Genomic DNA, 14860 nt, shown 5'->3' with positions numbered 1-14860 from the left:
AACTACTCCGCCCTAGAACTGCTTGATGAGAGCCGCAGTGGCGAGGCCAGCTGCTGGGATCGCGAGGAAACCTATAAGTTCGCTGTCACGGCTGAATTCCTGGGACGACACCATGCCATTGGAGAAAGTGACCGACAGGCTTCTGCTTGCGAACACGCCTCTGGGGAAGCGAAGGTAGCCAAGCGTTTTCGTGTCCGGAGCGGAAACAGTCATTTTCGCGGGGCCATTTGCGTCACCGTTAACGTCGAGGGTCAACGTGAGCTCGTAGGTCCTTGGTGCACGGAAATAGACTACCCCTCCCGGCGAGGTCTGACCCTGCGCGATGCTTTGGGACGCTACCACGCTGGGATATTTGTCCACGTCCACGACAGAGAGCCTCGCATTGAACTTGCAGCCGCCTTTGACCGCTATGGGCTGTTCGACTGGTTTGATGTCATCACGCGTTAGGATATCAAACTTCAGTAGCGACTTGATGCCGGAGCAATTCTTCTCGAGTGCGTGGGTTAGCGTATCCCGCAGATCTTTCATCCCCTTGAGGATCGCGTTGCCAGCCTCGATTAGCTCTTTGAATTGCTGCGTGCCCTGAGACTTCACGGTCGTCAGGAGCTGCGTGTTCGGATCCACTGATATGGTCGCTGTTTCCTTTCCGAGACCGTCATGCAGAAACCTGATGTAGTATGGTGGATGGTCGAGATCTGCGACGACCGTCTTCGCGTACTCTAGCTGGAAGCCAGAGTCGCCATTATAGGCAACGGTTACGTCCAGTTCGCCCTTCGGCAGGAAATATCGCTGGAAGGCGCCATCGCCTGGCGCGCTTCTGGTAGCCTGCTCCACTGTCAGCGCTTCCACGATCGGACCTCCGCACGCGGTGACCAACATCGCCGATGCCATCATGGCTCCGATGATTTTGATATTCATTATCTTGTCCCCTCAACAGCCTCGCACGAGGCTTGCTCAAGGTGAACGGATGCACGTTTAAGTCAATATCCACTGCAAAACTATTCGCATCTAATAATTGCATTTGAACCAGGGAAGTCTGCGACAATTCCAGGCGGCCCAATGCCCAATTACTCCAGACGGCACATGCGAGAGAACTATTCCAGATATCTGCTGTGATTGCGGATGCCATTGGTACAAGAGACGGTGCCCGCGGTCCGCGCGTCCTTGGTGGCGGACAGGTGAATGTACTGGTCATCGATAAGATGGCCGCGCAGGGACTTCTCGAGGAGTATTAAGTGGTCGGAATGCCGGGAGGAGCGGTATTTCACGCCTGTCCCGGCACCCTGGGCGCTTTCACGGCCGTCCGGCCTCAGCCGACCCGGTTATCGTGATTTCAGGTACCTCACTACAATTCCCATGCGTGAAAATCAAGTGGATGAGGCCGTAGGCTCCTCTCCTCACTTGTGAAAGTGCATCCCGTGGTTGATAGTGCTCCCAATCAGTCACGTTGGAATAACAGATCGTGCAGCGCCCTTTCATTTCCATGACTTTTCTTGAACTGGAGGATGTTTTCCGCAAGGCGTCACGGGGCAAGGACCACGAATACCTCAAGCTTCTGGATCATGAGCTCTCGTTCCGGAACAGGAACCAGAAGACTCCGGACCTCAGGAAAAGGGTTGCCGCCGCGCTTGCAAAAGCGCCAGCAAGGCAGACCGACCTCTTCGATCGGTCAGCGGCATCGAGCTCAGTACGTAGAGGTGACATCAAGGCCAGTGCGGTCCACACGAAGCCTCGCACCCGCAAGAAGCCCAAGTTCACGCCAACCGACGAACAGGCTGCTGCGCTCGACTCCTTCCTGCAAGGCAAGTCTCTGAAGATCAATGCTTTTGCCGGATCTGGGAAAACGTCGACACTCCAGCTTCTTGCGAACGCCACGGGACTCCGGGGGCAGTATCTGGCGTTCAACAAGAGCATCGTCGCCGACGCTGGCGAGAAGTTTCCGGACACAGTCGATTGCTCCACGTCCCACAGCCTTGCATTTCGGGCGGCGCCCGCTGGATACAAGCAGGATATCGGCAAGCTGACGAACAGGTGCACGGCAAAGCAACTGGTCGAGGTTCTCGACATCAAGCGCCGCCGCTTCGGCGACAAATATGCCGTTACACCCGATTCCCAGGGCTACCTGTATCTCGAGACCATCAGGCGCTACGCCCAGAGTGCGGACGACGAGATTGGCCCTCAGCATGTTCCGACGCTCGGCGCGCTCCGAGCCGCCCCCGACGATATTCTGGAGGAAGTGACGGGCTTTGCGCTCGACGGTGCCCGGGAAGTCTGGAGCCGCATGCTTTCGGAGCGAGATCCCCTACCGCTTGGACACGACGGGTATCTCAAGCTCTGGGGACTATCGCGTCCCATAATCGCCGCCGACTACATCATGCTGGACGAGGCACAGGACACCAATCCTGTCGTGCTCGACATCCTGCAGCGGCAGCGCGGTCAGCTGATCTACGTCGGTGATCGATATCAGCAGATCTACGAGTGGCGGGGCGCCGTGAATGCGATGGAATCCATAGAGACTGACGCAAGCACCTATCTCACGACTTCATTCCGTTTCGGAAACGGAATAGCAGGTTTGGCGACCAAGATGCTGGTGAAGCTCGGCGAGACCCAGCCAGTCAGAGGAAACGCGGGCATTGCCAGCCGGATCGGCACGATCGCCAATCCGGTTGCGGTTCTGGCGCGCACGAACGCCACTACCATCAGCGCCGTAATCGAGGCACTCGACGCTGGCCGTCGCCCACACCTCGTGGGCGACAAATCTGAGCTGATGGATATGCTCCGCGGCGTCCAGGCCCTGAAGGAGAATGAACCGTCGACGTGCCCTGCGTTTTTTGGCTTCAAGTCGTGGGTCGAAGTCGTCGAGTTCGCCCGCACTGACGAAGGCGCGCATCTCGTCATGTTCGTCAACCTTGTCGAAAAACGGGGCGAGAAGCAGTTGATGTGGGCTTTGAACAAGACCGTGGACGAGGAGAAGGCTGATCTCGTCATATCGACAGCTCACAAGTCAAAGGGACGCGAGTGGAAATCTGTTCGGCTCATGGATGACTTCCTCCGCAGCAGTCCGACCGACAAGAAAAGTAGCGGACCTGATCCGGCCGAGATGCGACTTCTTTATGTTGCGCTAACACGCGCCAAAGAATCTCTGGAGCTACCATCCTCCATCACGGACTTCATTGAGCGTGGAATCCCGCCGCAGAGAGAACGCGTCGAGGCTCGACAGACAACTACCGCGGCGCGTCCGAGCCACCTCAGGCCGACCGCAGCGCCTCAGGCGGCTCCAACAGCCGCTCCCATACGGACCGCACCATCTCGCCAGCCACAAGAGGTCGTAGATGCGGTCGCTTCGAAGCCACGTCGGAAAGGCATCATGGGGTGGCTGTTCGGAAAGTAGACGTTCAGCAGACAGGACAAGTGTCGAATTTCGCGTACAAGTCGGGGGACATCAATTGACGCGCAAGGTATTCTTCAGCTTTCACTACGACCGCGACGTATTTCGCGTAAACCAAGTCCGAAACTCGTGGATCGTTCGAGCAAGAGGCGAAGCCCCTCCCTTCTACGACAAGGCCGAATTCGAGACGGTAAAGCGCCGTGCTGGCGGCATCGCGAACTGGATCGAGGAGCAGCTCGTGGGAACCTCGGTCACAGTCGTTCTGTACGGAAATGAAACCTCCACCCGTGAGTGGGTTAATTACGAGATCGAGCGAAGCTACAAGCTCGGCAAGGGTCTGCTCGCCATCGACATCCATAACATTCGAGACCCACGGGTTGGCTCGGACTTCCCCGGACGGAATCCACTGTCCAACTTCGCCGTAGATGGCTCACCGCTGAACTTCCGGTATGGGGATTACGACTGGGTCAATGACGATGGCTACAACAACATCAGTTCCTGGATCGAGAGGGCAGCTCGCGCTGCGGGGAGATGAAGATGCCCGGCAACGCCGCAAGGACTCGATTTCTCCGTGAGTTTCCTGAATCCTTGCATGATGGCACTGGCGCCGTGTTCGTGGGCGCCGGAGTATCGATGGCGGCGGGCTATCCATCGTGGTCAGAGCTTCTCACTGACATAGGCGCCGAGATCGGAGTCAACTCGCGCGACATACTGGATCTCGCAGCCCTGGCTCAATGGCACATCCTGGAGACTGGTGCCGCTACTGGCGTTCGAAGCGTTATCAGGCGGGAAATCGGACTTGAGCGCCCCCTTCCGGACGTCGTCCAGACTCTCGCCCGGCTTCCCGTTCGCCACATTTGGACGACCAACTACGACCGCCTGGTCGAACGCGCGTTCACCGAGATCGGACGACCGTTGACTTCGGTTTCTACCGGACGTGACCTCTCGCTCAAGTCGATGCCGGGCGCGGCGCGCCTTTACAAAATGCACGGCACAGTGGATCGTCTCGACGACATCGTCATCTCCACCGACGATTACGAGCTGTATCGGACAAAACGCAAGGCATTCCTCCCGCTGCTTGAGGCTCACCTCAGCAGCATGTCCATGCTCTTCGTCGGCCTCAGCCTCACGGATCCCAATATCCGCCACGTCCTATCTCTTATAAGAGAGAGCTTTACGGATGCGCCGCCGGAGCACTTCGCGATCCTCAAGCCACCGAAGGCCGGAGACTTCCAGACAGACGGCGAGTTCAGGGCACGCCTGGCCCAACACAACCTGTGGGCAAAGGATCTCAGACGTTATGGGCTCGTTGCCGTCGAAGTAGACGACTATGAGGAAGTTCCCGAGCTGCTTCGCGAAGTGGAAAGGCGTGTGGCTGCGAAGCGTGTGTTTGTCAGCGGCAGTTGGCCGCTCGATGCCGGGATCCACAACACTGCTCGCATTTATGGCATTGCCGAGGCTATCGGCCGGATGATCGGTGAAAACAATCGAGATCTTGTCACGGGCACTGGTCTCCTCCTCGGCCCCGCAGTGGTCTCGGGCTTCATGACCGCACTGCGAGCAAATGGTGGCTGGGACATCGACAGAAGGCTGATTGCCCGCCCCTTCCCTCAGCCAATTCCTGGCCAACCAGCCAACAAGGCTCAGTGGGATGCGCTTCGTGCCGAGATGGCGCGCATGTCAGGGGTCAGCATTTTCCTCGGTGGCCTGAAGATGGATACTCTTGCGCCAAGCGCCGCCGGTGGCGTGCTCGAGGAGTTCAAGTTTGCTCAAGAGGCGGGTTCTTTCGTCTTGCCAATAGGAGCCTTCGGTGGCGCAGCACAAGAAATCGCCCGAGAGCTAGTGGGATCGTCAACGCCTTACTCTGGCCCGCGCCCGGGTCGTCCTTTGGATCACGAAATTAACGCACTGCTGGACACCGATGCGACCGACGCCGAACTCCTGGCCACGGTGAAGAGCATTCTCGACAGGCTGGCGAAGGCATCGTAGCAGGTAGGCACCTTGGTAGACTTCATAACATCCGCAGAACTGCGTGGCTTCTCCGGCCGGCGGACGCCGGCCGAACAGGCCCACATCCGCATGACCGCGCGGTCACGATCTCCAGAGGGCGCAACGTTCCTGTCCCATTCGAGCAAGGATCACGACCTCGTCGTCGGTGCGATTCTTGTCTTGGAAGGGCATGGGGCGCAGGTGTACATTGATGAGATAGATCCCGAAATGCCACCTTACACGAACGTCAAGACTGCAGACCTCCTCAAAACCAGGATCCGCCAATCAAAGAAGTTCGTGCTGCTCACGAGCAAGAACAGCAAGGACAGCAAATGGGTTCCGTGGGAACTTGGTCTGGGGGACGCCTACAAGAACCTTTCCAATATTGCACTGTTCCCGTCAGCCGACAGCGCCCAAGACAAGGCATGGGCAAATTCTGAATATCTGGGCCTCTACGATCGTATCGTGTGGGGAAAGCATAGCGACTACCAGAAAGAAATCTGGATGGTGTGGGATCACCGAAAAAACACTGCTACGGAGCTGTCTGCCTGGCTAAAGCGATAGGTTCACGCCAGGAAAATATCCGGGAGTGCTTCGGCCGTTGCCCACAACCGTAACGGCATCGATGTCGCCAGTCCGAGCGGCGTTCCCGGCGGGAAGCGGGCAGCGATATCCGTCATTCGCGCGGGAACGCGCAGGGTGAATCGATCGTCCTCCTCGACCGCCGGATAGAGACCAAGAAACTCTCGGCCCCGGTGTGGACTAGCCTTGCTTCGAACGACGGGAAGGACACAAACCCGCCTCTTGGCCCCGTGAAACCAGCCAATCTCCCAGCTCATCCAGGTTGAGGTTTTGGAATGCTCCGAGTCGATGAAAATCAGCGCGGTCGAGGCAACCATCATCCGCCGGATGTGTTCGGCATCCGCAGGCGTCGTCACGCTGTGATCGGCTTGTGAAGACTCCAGCCAATCGCAAAAGACGGACAAGCCGAGATCCTCGGTCAGGATGCTGAAAACACCAAGTACGAGATCCTCGTCCCTAATCGCTTGGGAGAGGAAGACATCATAGCGTGGCAATGCCGACCTTGCCTGGCGCTCTAAAATCCGGCCAGCCGACATGCCGGTGGCTTTTGCAGACGACCGCGCCCTTGACCTAACGTAATCCTCCAGAAGAAATCCCATGGGCAATCCCGCATTCTTTTCCTTGGATCCACGATATCCTGATTCTGAAAGCGGGATCGAAATTCCTGTACCGATCGGCGGCAGTACTCCGAGCCATGCACCGACAGAGACGATAGTGGGTAAGGTTTCGCCTTCGCGCTTCGACGGCCTCTCAACTCTGGCTCATGCCGATACCGCGATCCAATCTGGTGCGGAAAACCAACTTTGCATCTGGAGACTGGACTTCAGACTGACGGACGAACAGCGGCCGCTTCAGCAATCAAGCTGTCGAGAAGTTGCACTAGCTTGGTGGCGTCGTATGGCCCCGTCCGGATCGCTTCAGGCGACTGGTCATAGAAATGACGCTGGTAGGATTCCTTGAATTCCAAAGCGCCTTGCCATGCATCGATGTCGGCCTTGTAATTGCTCCAGAGGATTCGCGCCGGGGGATAGGCTGGCAAATTAAGGTCCAGATAGCACTCGATGGCTGCAGCACGCCCGTTGATATCTGCGATACTCACCCCTTCCGGGCCGCGTGCTGGAAAATTTCGAAGCTCGTCGAGGCTGGGAAGAACCATCGAACGCATGTTTGATGGCAAATTGAGCGCTTCGAGTTTTCGATAAGCCTCCACACCTTCGGCATCGTTGTCGAAAACGAACAGCACCTTATTGTGGATGTCGATGCGTAGCAGCCCCTCTGCAAACTTGACTAGGTTTCCAGTGCCCCAGAAGTGATGACGCTCGTCGACATCCACGAAGTTGAAAAAATCGGTGACGTCTGGACGCAGAATACCGAGCGCTCGCTTTATGATGCGAACGTCGGAAGCACCCTCCGTAGCTATCAAGACTTTATGGTTGCGCCTCACCCCAGGATGGAACGCCTCACGACACTCCCAGCCTGCATGAACAAGGGGACCAAACTCCCACACCACGTCGACGGGGAGATTGTCGGGATTGAGCGCGAAAACGTGTAGCATCGACTCCGCACTCAGGATCGCCAGCTTCGCGCCGAAATAGCTGACCTCGGACCAGAACATATCCGAATTATCCGTCCACGGAACACGATCGAAATCCGTCTCCAATTTCAGGCGGCCTTTCGCCTCCTCATCCTTTTCTATGTAGCCACGGGAAAGACTATCGAGCGGGTAGCGGCAGACGAGTTCGCAGTATTCGTCAAAGGTGAGAAAAGGGCCGGCCAGCGGCGGGCCCCAGGATCGCGTCTCCGTAGCCTCGGCGACAATAGATTCGTATTCGGCGCGTGCCGTTTCTATGCTGTAATTCAGCAATGCGAGACGAGGCAACATGCGGGCAAGTGGCCGGGCAAAGACCGCTTCGTGCTCATGCAAGTTATCCTGCAACTCCGGATGATCCGCATAATATTCGTAGTCTATGCCGTCTAATTTTCGACGTGTCTCGTCTCCCTCCTGAAACAGAAAGCCGAAATCGATGCCCATGTTGTTCTTCGCATACGACAGGGAAACCCCACCTATGGTCAGCTCAATCGATGTCCCCATGCGTCAGTCCTGACCCTTTTTGGCGGTATGCTGCCACACAGGCGTAATCGTTTCCAATCGGCCCGGAACGGCGCCTTCAGCCAAAGCCCTGAGCAAAAGCCGCCGGAGCATATAATACGATTCCTGAACATCCTGCGGTCGCGGCTGCACACCAGCGTGGACTGCCTCTCCGCGCGCGCGGCAGAGGGAAATGACACGCTGGTAACAGTTGTCGCCGTCCTGTCGGGACACGCCGGAGTAGGCCCGGATCAAACGGGCGAGCTGCTTCGTCATGTCATTCCGATCAGGCTTCATGAGTGCTTCTGAAGCTGTCCAGATGGCAACCATCTGTGCGTCGAGTGTTGGAAGCCACCACATGGCGTCGGCAAGGCGGAATGCAGAATTGAACCCCTCATTGCGCAGCAGTGTCTGTAGTGGAACAAGCATCGTCTCGATTTCGGCGAGCATCTCATCATCGAGCTTTACCCGAGAGATGGACCAGTCAATCGGCGCCTCGAACTGCCAGACCTCAATGCCCTTGGCTGTTGCCATTTCTGAGAACGCGATGTCCGAATACACAGGGGCATGAACGGGCGATCCTGCTAGAAGGCGAATGAGCGAAACCACATTCCGGGCATGTCCGAGGCGATCAATGCTGTTCGTTTCTCGGGGGGAAAGAACCATTTCGACGGTTGCGGTCTCCACAACGCCGGGCGCGGAGATTACGTGCCACGGTGCTGGATGGTGAGTGTTTTCTTCCACGGGAGGCGATGTCGCGAGCATCGGGTGTGCGAAGGCGTGCGCATAGGTCTTCCGCAATTCGACTTCGGGGGCGATGATCCTGTCTCGCTCTATTTCGGCTCTCGAGATAGCCACGTGTAGATTTCGAGAAGGGTCGATCACCGAGCACGGATTCACGCTCGGAGTCGGCCCCATACTCTTTGGTTGTTTTTCCAATTTCGGCTTCTTGTCAATCAATGCGCTTTCCACGGAACCTAGATCGATTCTGGCTTTCGCAGGAACTTTGCTTCGGGCTCGCCAATTGTCCTGGCGAACTGAAAAGGCGCGTTTTACTTATAGTTTTCGGCGGGTTCGTGAACCCTTACTTCGCCGGTCAAGATCTCGACGGCTTGGACGTGAGGAGCTTGCTGACGTAGCCGGGCGAAAATCCGGACCGCAGGATCATCCTGGAATTCCGTCTCCGCTGTTTCGCCCCCATAGTAGGTGTCGTCCTCATTTTCATAAACCGCGCCAGATCGATCTTCATAGGAGAGCTCGATCGTCAGCGGCACATAAACATCCATTATGACGCTTAACTCCTCAGATGTGGCCGCAATCACACCGTAGCTCGCTATTCTAATGTCTCCCGACATCGAGTGGCCTGTCACCTCGCCCTCTGAGAAGTCTCCGCCGTACACCGGGATCAGGTCGTCGATCTCTAATTCTATCGCATTTTGAAGGTCATTGATCACCGACTTCTTCGTCAGGAGTCCACCAGCCCTGCGGACGATATCCGGTGTCCAGACCTTCGTGGCAGCCGCCAAGATATCCTTCAGATTTATGGCCGAAATCAATCTTGGGGATGCTTCGACAGCCTGCTGCATAGCCTTGTCTCTGGAGACCACATAGAGACGTTCGCCCCGCTCTTGGCACCATTCGTCCAAAGCCTTGATGACGAAGGCATCCGGAAACTCTTTGCTTTTTGGTTGGGAGAAAGGTGGTCGTCCCGCAAAGTAATCTTCGAAGATGCTCAACGATGAGATGGACGTAGCGTCGTGCCAGGTCGCATTCCATTTTTCTTCGACAGCATGTCTGAACTTCTCGAACGCGGCAGCCGAAACTGCCGCGACATCGATGTCCTGTATGTCCGCGACGAGAGCAGGATGCCGTTGGCGCCATTTGAAGACACTTTTCCGAGCGGCCTTCCCCTCTCGAGCGGCCTCAGCGATATGCTCCGATAACTGGCGTCTAATCTCAGCCAAAGTTATGTCGGTCATGTGCAGGATGAGCTGGCCTTCGGCAATCTTTTTGCCCAATTCCACGAGAGGCGCCGCATCAGGATTGTGGCCGAGCTGCCGGAAGGCATCGGTGTCAAGAAAGACATGCCTGGTCTCCAACGAACGGCCCTCGGACGTGTCTTTCTGCTCGCTTATGGATCCCGTGACCATTTAGAACTGGATTGTGTCGCTCGACAAAGCATAGGAAAAATTCTCTTCTAGGCAATCCGGCCCAAGCCTGCGTCACCGAAATGGTGCAAGAAGCAACTCAACATCGCGCCCACCCATTACCCCCGTCTCAAAAACGTTTTTCGCAAGCGCCTCGACGTGCTGGCGCCTGGCAAGAACAATGGATTTGGCACGTTCCAGCTCCGCCCCCAGCAACCTCTCCACACGGCGCCGAAGCACCGGGTCCGACCGCCTCAGCTTCTCGAGCTCCTCGGAGCTATTGACGCTGCTGTAGGAAAGCCCCTGCCCCAGACCCAAATTCGCCTCCATCAACGTAGCGACATCAGTCGCCCGGTGGAGGTCAGATCCCTTGCTGCCGCCGAAACCGTCGCTAACGGATCCCACGATGACAGCCTCTGCCGCGTGCCCGGCCATGAACATCGCGATTTCATTAAGGTAGGAATCTCGCGATCGGTAAAGCGGATTGGGACGAAGCCATCCCACATACCCGGCACGATCTCCAGATAGGCTCAGCTCTCGGAGCACCGTTATGATTTCCACACTACCGAATCCCAGCTCGGTACCGACCACAGCATGCCCAGCCTCGTGCACGCACGCGGCATATCTGAGCGTATCATCGATCACGAGCAGCGGTGGCGTGGCAGCCTTGAGGTCTTCCGCCGATACCGAGCGTCGACCGCGGCGAGCCCTCTTGCGGGCATCCTTGGCCAGCTGAGCGAGGTCAGCGCCGGAATAGCCACTCGTCGCCCTCGCCGCTTCAGCAAGAACATCGTCGGGCACCTCGGCACGAAGATGCAGCGCAATGATTCCCTTCCGCGCCTCAAAGCTCGGGAGCTCGATTTCGATATGTCGATCCAACCGACCCGGCCTCCTTAACGCCGGATCGATCGCATCCGGATGGTTTGTCGCTGCGATGACAACAACGCCGTCCCGGCGTTTCGATCCATCGAGGGCTTCGAGAAGTCCGTTGACCACCTGCACGCCATAGCTGGCATTGTCGCCCTGAAATTTGGACCGGTTGCCCACGGCATCGAATTCGTCCAGGAACAAGATGCAAGGCGCTTTCTCCGCAGCGTCCGCAAAGGACCGGTTCATAGCCTTCAAAAAGTCGCCCAGGTGACCGTGTGACTGCCACTGCGCGCAAGATGCCGAGATGAATGACGCTCCGCAGGTCTCCGCCACGGCGGCGGCGAACGTGGTCTTGCCCGTACCCGGCGGCCCGCTGAGCAGCAGACCGCAATCGACGTCCTGCCATTCGAGGGTTCCTGCGGACCAGGCCCGGATATCGTCCGCCAGTTCGAGAGCCCAAGTGGTTGCTTTGCCGAAGCCCGGCAGATCTTCGACGCCACGTTCCGGCGTTCGAGGGGCTTCCTGCTGCACTTCGTCGTTGGTGGAAAGCCGGGCCAGAGCATGCGTGATGCTCCGTCCTGGTCTCAACGCCGAAAACATCAGTTCTGGAGGATAGCGCATCAGTGCCTCGGCCTCGTCGATGGAAGCCGGGATTCCTGTGGCGGATTTGATCGCGGCTGCCACATGGGCAGCTTTCATGGGCTTGATCCTGATGATTTCGTCCAAAGCGATCCTGATCTCTCGAGGAACTGAAATCCCATTTGGAATGATCAGGACAACGCCCGGCTTCGAGATCAGCACATCGGCGGCGGGCTGCCACTCCCCATGCCCTTTCTTCGAGGCCTCCACGGTGATCTGCGTGTAAAGGTCGGCCCTGTTGTTTGCTCTCAACACCGATCTGACGGCGTCTGCATACCTGCTCGCACTCGCGCCTGGAGGCACTTCGAGGCCGACGGATGTTTCGTGACGGATAAAGACACCAGCTTTACGAAGCGCGCTTTTGACTCCGTGCGTGTAAGTCGTGATCTCGATTGTGGCAGCGCGGTCTACGAATGTCAGGTTCATGGCTGGCTTCCTATCTGTCGGCGCGTCGCACGAGAGTGTCGGGACTGATTAGGGCATCGTCGAGCTCCAGAGAGAGGATCCGTTGAAGCACCAGGGAAGCTAGGCCAGCCATCGGCGGGCCCTCCCTGAAGAGACCAAGGCCCTCGGCAACGGTGAAAGAGCCCACTTCGTCCAGAGCGGCCATCACTCGTATTCTGTCACCCAAAGGGCATCGAAAACTGCCGTATCGGAGAAGGTCTCGTGCGTTGCGGAGCCGGTAGCCGGTCTCGATCTTGTCGCGAGCCACATATCGATGATTGAACCCACGCGACGTTGCCGCATCGGTCACGTCGGGATCGCCGCCCGCATCGCTCGCATCCAGCAGCCACCGGGCGCCCCCAACGTAGGTCACCAGGAAATCAGGCGTATGAAGAGTATCGCCCACCGCCAGCTCGAACGGCTGGCATTCCCAACCCTCCACCTCGGAATCGACGTCGAGGAGGCAGGCGAGATCGCGTGCGAGACGGGATCGGAAGGCGGCGGTGCCTCTGCAGAAAATCGTGGCTTTGGGAGGATGGGCTGTGTACTCGACGCGTACAGCTTCGCCGCCGCGCTGATGGAAGCGTTCCGAACTCATGGTGAGAATACCTCGACACGGTTGAAGGACTGCCGCGCTTGCGGCGGTTCGTCAGGTGCGTCGTTGGTATTGTCGTTGAGTGAGCTTCATGATCGGAACGTATAGTGAACAAAAAACATGCCGTCAAACGATTTGTACGGTAAAACCCAAATAGCGTCGGTTTAGGGATCTGGTGCGCTGGCGCGCATCTACGGTCGCGCGCTCTTAAGACCGCAGTAGCATATCAACGATATGAGGCGTCCCAGAAAAAACCTCACGCAATTCGCAAAGTCAGACACCTATGCCAGAATACAGGAACGACGGTGCCAGTCTGGCAAACATCGGCAGGATCGGTGAGCTGGCCTTCGAGATGATTTGCCGTCAGTCGCAATTCGAGTGCAGCTCGCTTACGCCCGATATGACTGGGAAAGATTTCGTTGTTGAATCGAGACTGGAAGATGCAGCAAACAGCGACGGCGCTTCAATCGACACCCGTTCTCCTCCTCTGCAGGTGATTGTTCAACTCAAATCGATCTTACTGAAGAATGACACCGTGAAATTGAGCTTGTCCGTCGCCGAGCGTCTGGCGAAAGACACAAGACCCGCAGTGATCGCCATATTTAAAGTAGATCACAAAGATCGACCAGTAGAATTGTATCTACTTCATCTGATCGATGATCAGCTCGCCAGGGTTCTGAAAGCACTACGCCGGGCATCCGCAGGAGAAAAATCGCTCAACAACAAGAATATTACTTTCAAAACTACCCACGCATTACGCGCTTCCTTAGACCCGGATCTCTTCAGGACAATGCTCTTCGATCTCGGTGGAGAAGGAATGTTGGAATATTCAGCGAAGAAATCGCATCAACTTCGAGAGCTCGGCTTTACCCCTAATCGGTTCAATGTGCGGTTCAGCATTCCCCAATCACGCGCCGCGATTGACGGCCTCCTTGGGCTTGAGCCCGTCGAAGTTCATGACCTCGTCGTCAATGAGCGGAGATTTGGTTTAGATTTCCCCGTCGCCACGTCGGCGAAAAAGATGGTCAACATCATCCCGCCTACGTCCAAGGGCATTATCCTGTTCTATCGTGGTCGCGACAACTCTGCAGATTATGTCATGCTGCAGGCGAACTACGCGGTGGTGCCGCCAGCGCGTGAAGGTGAGGACTTTGGCTTTCTCGCACAAACGCCGTATGGAGATGTGGTGCTGAGGCTGGACTCCTGGGCTTTTCGAAAATCCGACGATTACGCAACCGACCAAGCGCATACCGCCCACCAGTGGACAGGGTTCTTCAAGCTTGCTTCCATCATCGGGAACCGCGATTTCACCATGCGGTTTGAAAACGATGCCGGATCGCCACCGTTTGGATATGAAGTATCCGATCAATCTTCTACCACGGACACATCGGAGGCGGACGAATTTCTCGAACTTCTAGGTTGCTGGCGGCCCATCGAGAAGGCTCTAGGACACGAGGATGAGGCTTTTGCGCTCGCCGACCTCAGATGTGACCAAGAGGCAGTCAAATTCATCGGCGCGACCATGCAGCGTGTGGGCGCATTCTTTGATATCCCCACTGATGAACCTCATCCGCACGACCTCGTCGAGGTCCGCAGCGCATTCATTGGCGCGATTCAGTTGCTTGGAATGTGGGTAGGCGTTTTTATCCCGGTTGCAATTTCGACGAACTCCGGCACCCAAAGCCCTATCAACGCCAAACAGACGTCAAAAACCGTGATTGAGGCACTGGAGCCGACCGACATCGAGAAGTCGTTCGAGCAGTTCGCGGAAAAATATGGCAATCTGGCCGGTATCGAGATCGCATTGATGCAGGAGCCGGGCGATTTTCTGTCCGGAGTCGCGAACCTTGTCAGGCTGCCCCGATAATCCTCGCGAACCTGTGGGGCCACGATAACTGCGAGGCTACAACCGATCTACTCGGCGCTATCCTCGAGCAGGAACTTCACGGTGCTCGGCTTAGGCTCTGTTGAGGAGAAGGATACGGTGAAAATGCCCTGTTTCTTTGGGTCCTCGACGAGCTGTGGCCCCGACGTCCGGGCAGCCTCGAGCAGGTCATCGAACCCAGCCCGAGCTTCCTCAAGTGTCCATCGGTTGGCGCGACCTTGGCCAGACATCG

At 57.0% G+C, this 14860-nt stretch carries 13 protein-coding genes; 5 read left to right on the top strand and 8 right to left on the bottom strand.

Going from position 1 to position 14860, the window contains the following annotated elements; genetic code table 11:
- Positions 1-12: 12 nt before the first annotated feature.
- On the bottom strand, positions 13-918 hold the full coding sequence (locus tag ACQZ5Y_RS13480) for a hypothetical protein (protein ID WP_174049547.1): 906 nt from the start codon (positions 916-918) through the stop codon (positions 13-15).
- Positions 919-1462: 544 nt separating this feature from the next.
- On the opposite strand from ACQZ5Y_RS13480, the gene ACQZ5Y_RS13475 reads away from it, so the two are divergent.
- From ACQZ5Y_RS13475 to ACQZ5Y_RS13460, 4 genes are read left to right on the top strand one after another with little or no spacing between them, the layout of a single operon-like run.
- The gene (locus tag ACQZ5Y_RS13475) at positions 1463-3391 is read left to right on the top strand and encodes a UvrD-helicase domain-containing protein (RefSeq protein WP_174049548.1); all 1929 of its coding nucleotides are present in this window, start codon (positions 1463-1465) and stop codon (positions 3389-3391) included.
- Positions 3392-3446: 55 nt separating this feature from the next.
- Positions 3447-3923, top strand: a complete 477-nt coding sequence (locus tag ACQZ5Y_RS13470; RefSeq protein ID WP_174049549.1) for a TIR domain-containing protein — start codon at positions 3447-3449, stop codon at positions 3921-3923.
- Between the two features lie 2 nt (positions 3924-3925).
- Complete coding sequence (locus ACQZ5Y_RS13465; protein ID WP_236762887.1) at positions 3926-5377, top strand: SIR2 family protein; 1452 nt, start codon at positions 3926-3928, stop codon at positions 5375-5377.
- A 12-nt stretch (positions 5378-5389) separates the two neighbouring features.
- Positions 5390-5941 carry a toll/interleukin-1 receptor domain-containing protein gene (locus ACQZ5Y_RS13460; RefSeq protein WP_211380933.1) on the top strand — a complete coding sequence of 184 codons (552 nt, stop codon included), beginning with the start codon at positions 5390-5392 and terminating at the stop codon, positions 5939-5941.
- Between the two features lie 2 nt (positions 5942-5943).
- On the opposite strand, the gene ACQZ5Y_RS13455 is transcribed toward ACQZ5Y_RS13460, so the two are convergent.
- From ACQZ5Y_RS13455 to ACQZ5Y_RS13430, 6 genes are all read right to left on the bottom strand, one after another.
- Positions 5944-6495 carry a hypothetical protein gene (locus tag ACQZ5Y_RS13455; RefSeq protein WP_174049551.1) on the bottom strand — a complete coding sequence of 184 codons (552 nt, stop codon included), beginning with the start codon at positions 6493-6495 and terminating at the stop codon, positions 5944-5946.
- A 287-nt stretch (positions 6496-6782) separates the two neighbouring features.
- Positions 6783-8051 carry a HEPN/Toprim-associated domain-containing protein gene (locus tag ACQZ5Y_RS13450; protein WP_174049552.1) on the bottom strand — a complete coding sequence of 423 codons (1269 nt, stop codon included), beginning with the start codon at positions 8049-8051 and terminating at the stop codon, positions 6783-6785.
- Between the two features lie 3 nt (positions 8052-8054).
- The gene (locus tag ACQZ5Y_RS13445; protein WP_174049553.1) at positions 8055-9008 is read right to left on the bottom strand and encodes a hypothetical protein; all 954 of its coding nucleotides are present in this window, start codon (positions 9006-9008) and stop codon (positions 8055-8057) included.
- 92 nt (positions 9009-9100) lie between these two features.
- On the bottom strand, positions 9101-10147 hold the full coding sequence (locus ACQZ5Y_RS13440) for a PIN domain-containing protein (protein WP_174049554.1): 1047 nt from the start codon (positions 10145-10147) through the stop codon (positions 9101-9103).
- Between the two features lie 123 nt (positions 10148-10270).
- Entirely contained in the window at positions 10271-12130 is a 1860-nt protein-coding gene (locus ACQZ5Y_RS13435) for an AAA family ATPase (protein ID WP_174049555.1), read from the bottom strand.
- Between the two features lie 10 nt (positions 12131-12140).
- Entirely contained in the window at positions 12141-12746 is a 606-nt protein-coding gene (locus ACQZ5Y_RS13430) for a hypothetical protein (RefSeq protein WP_174049556.1), read from the bottom strand.
- A 280-nt stretch (positions 12747-13026) separates the two neighbouring features.
- On the opposite strand from ACQZ5Y_RS13430, the gene ACQZ5Y_RS13425 reads away from it, so the two are divergent.
- The gene (locus ACQZ5Y_RS13425; protein WP_174049557.1) at positions 13027-14610 is read left to right on the top strand and encodes a hypothetical protein; all 1584 of its coding nucleotides are present in this window, start codon (positions 13027-13029) and stop codon (positions 14608-14610) included.
- Positions 14611-14657: 47 nt separating this feature from the next.
- Here ACQZ5Y_RS13425 and ACQZ5Y_RS13420 read toward each other — a convergent pair whose 3' ends face one another.
- The gene (locus tag ACQZ5Y_RS13420) at positions 14658-14858 is read right to left on the bottom strand and encodes a hypothetical protein (protein WP_174049558.1); all 201 of its coding nucleotides are present in this window, start codon (positions 14856-14858) and stop codon (positions 14658-14660) included.
- Positions 14859-14860 lie beyond the last annotated feature (2 nt).

The organism is Agrobacterium sp. A3-95, assembly GCF_053521785.1.
The sequence above is the reverse complement of the archived record's forward strand: the minus strand, read 5'-3'. Positions and strand labels throughout refer to the sequence as shown.

Bases quoted from the DNA above. Each gene is read 5' to 3' on its own strand.
- ACQZ5Y_RS13480 (WP_174049547.1), bottom strand. From the start codon at position 918: ATGAATATCAAAATCATCGGAGCCATGATGGCATCGGCGATGTTGGTC.
- ACQZ5Y_RS13465 (WP_236762887.1), top strand. From the start codon at position 3,926: ATGCCCGGCAACGCCGCAAGGACTCGATTTCTCCGTGAGTTTCCTGAA.
- ACQZ5Y_RS13455 (WP_174049551.1), bottom strand. From the start codon at position 6,495: ATGTCGGCTGGCCGGATTTTAGAGCGCCAGGCAAGGTCGGCATTGCCA.
- ACQZ5Y_RS13450 (WP_174049552.1), bottom strand. From the start codon at position 8,051: ATGGGGACATCGATTGAGCTGACCATAGGTGGGGTTTCCCTGTCGTAT.
- ACQZ5Y_RS13435 (WP_174049555.1), bottom strand. From the start codon at position 12,130: ATGAACCTGACATTCGTAGACCGCGCTGCCACAATCGAGATCACGACT.
- ACQZ5Y_RS13430 (WP_174049556.1), bottom strand. From the start codon at position 12,746: ATGAGTTCGGAACGCTTCCATCAGCGCGGCGGCGAAGCTGTACGCGTC.
- ACQZ5Y_RS13425 (WP_174049557.1), top strand. From the start codon at position 13,027: ATGCCAGAATACAGGAACGACGGTGCCAGTCTGGCAAACATCGGCAGG.
- ACQZ5Y_RS13420 (WP_174049558.1), bottom strand. From the start codon at position 14,858: ATGTCTGGCCAAGGTCGCGCCAACCGATGGACACTTGAGGAAGCTCGG.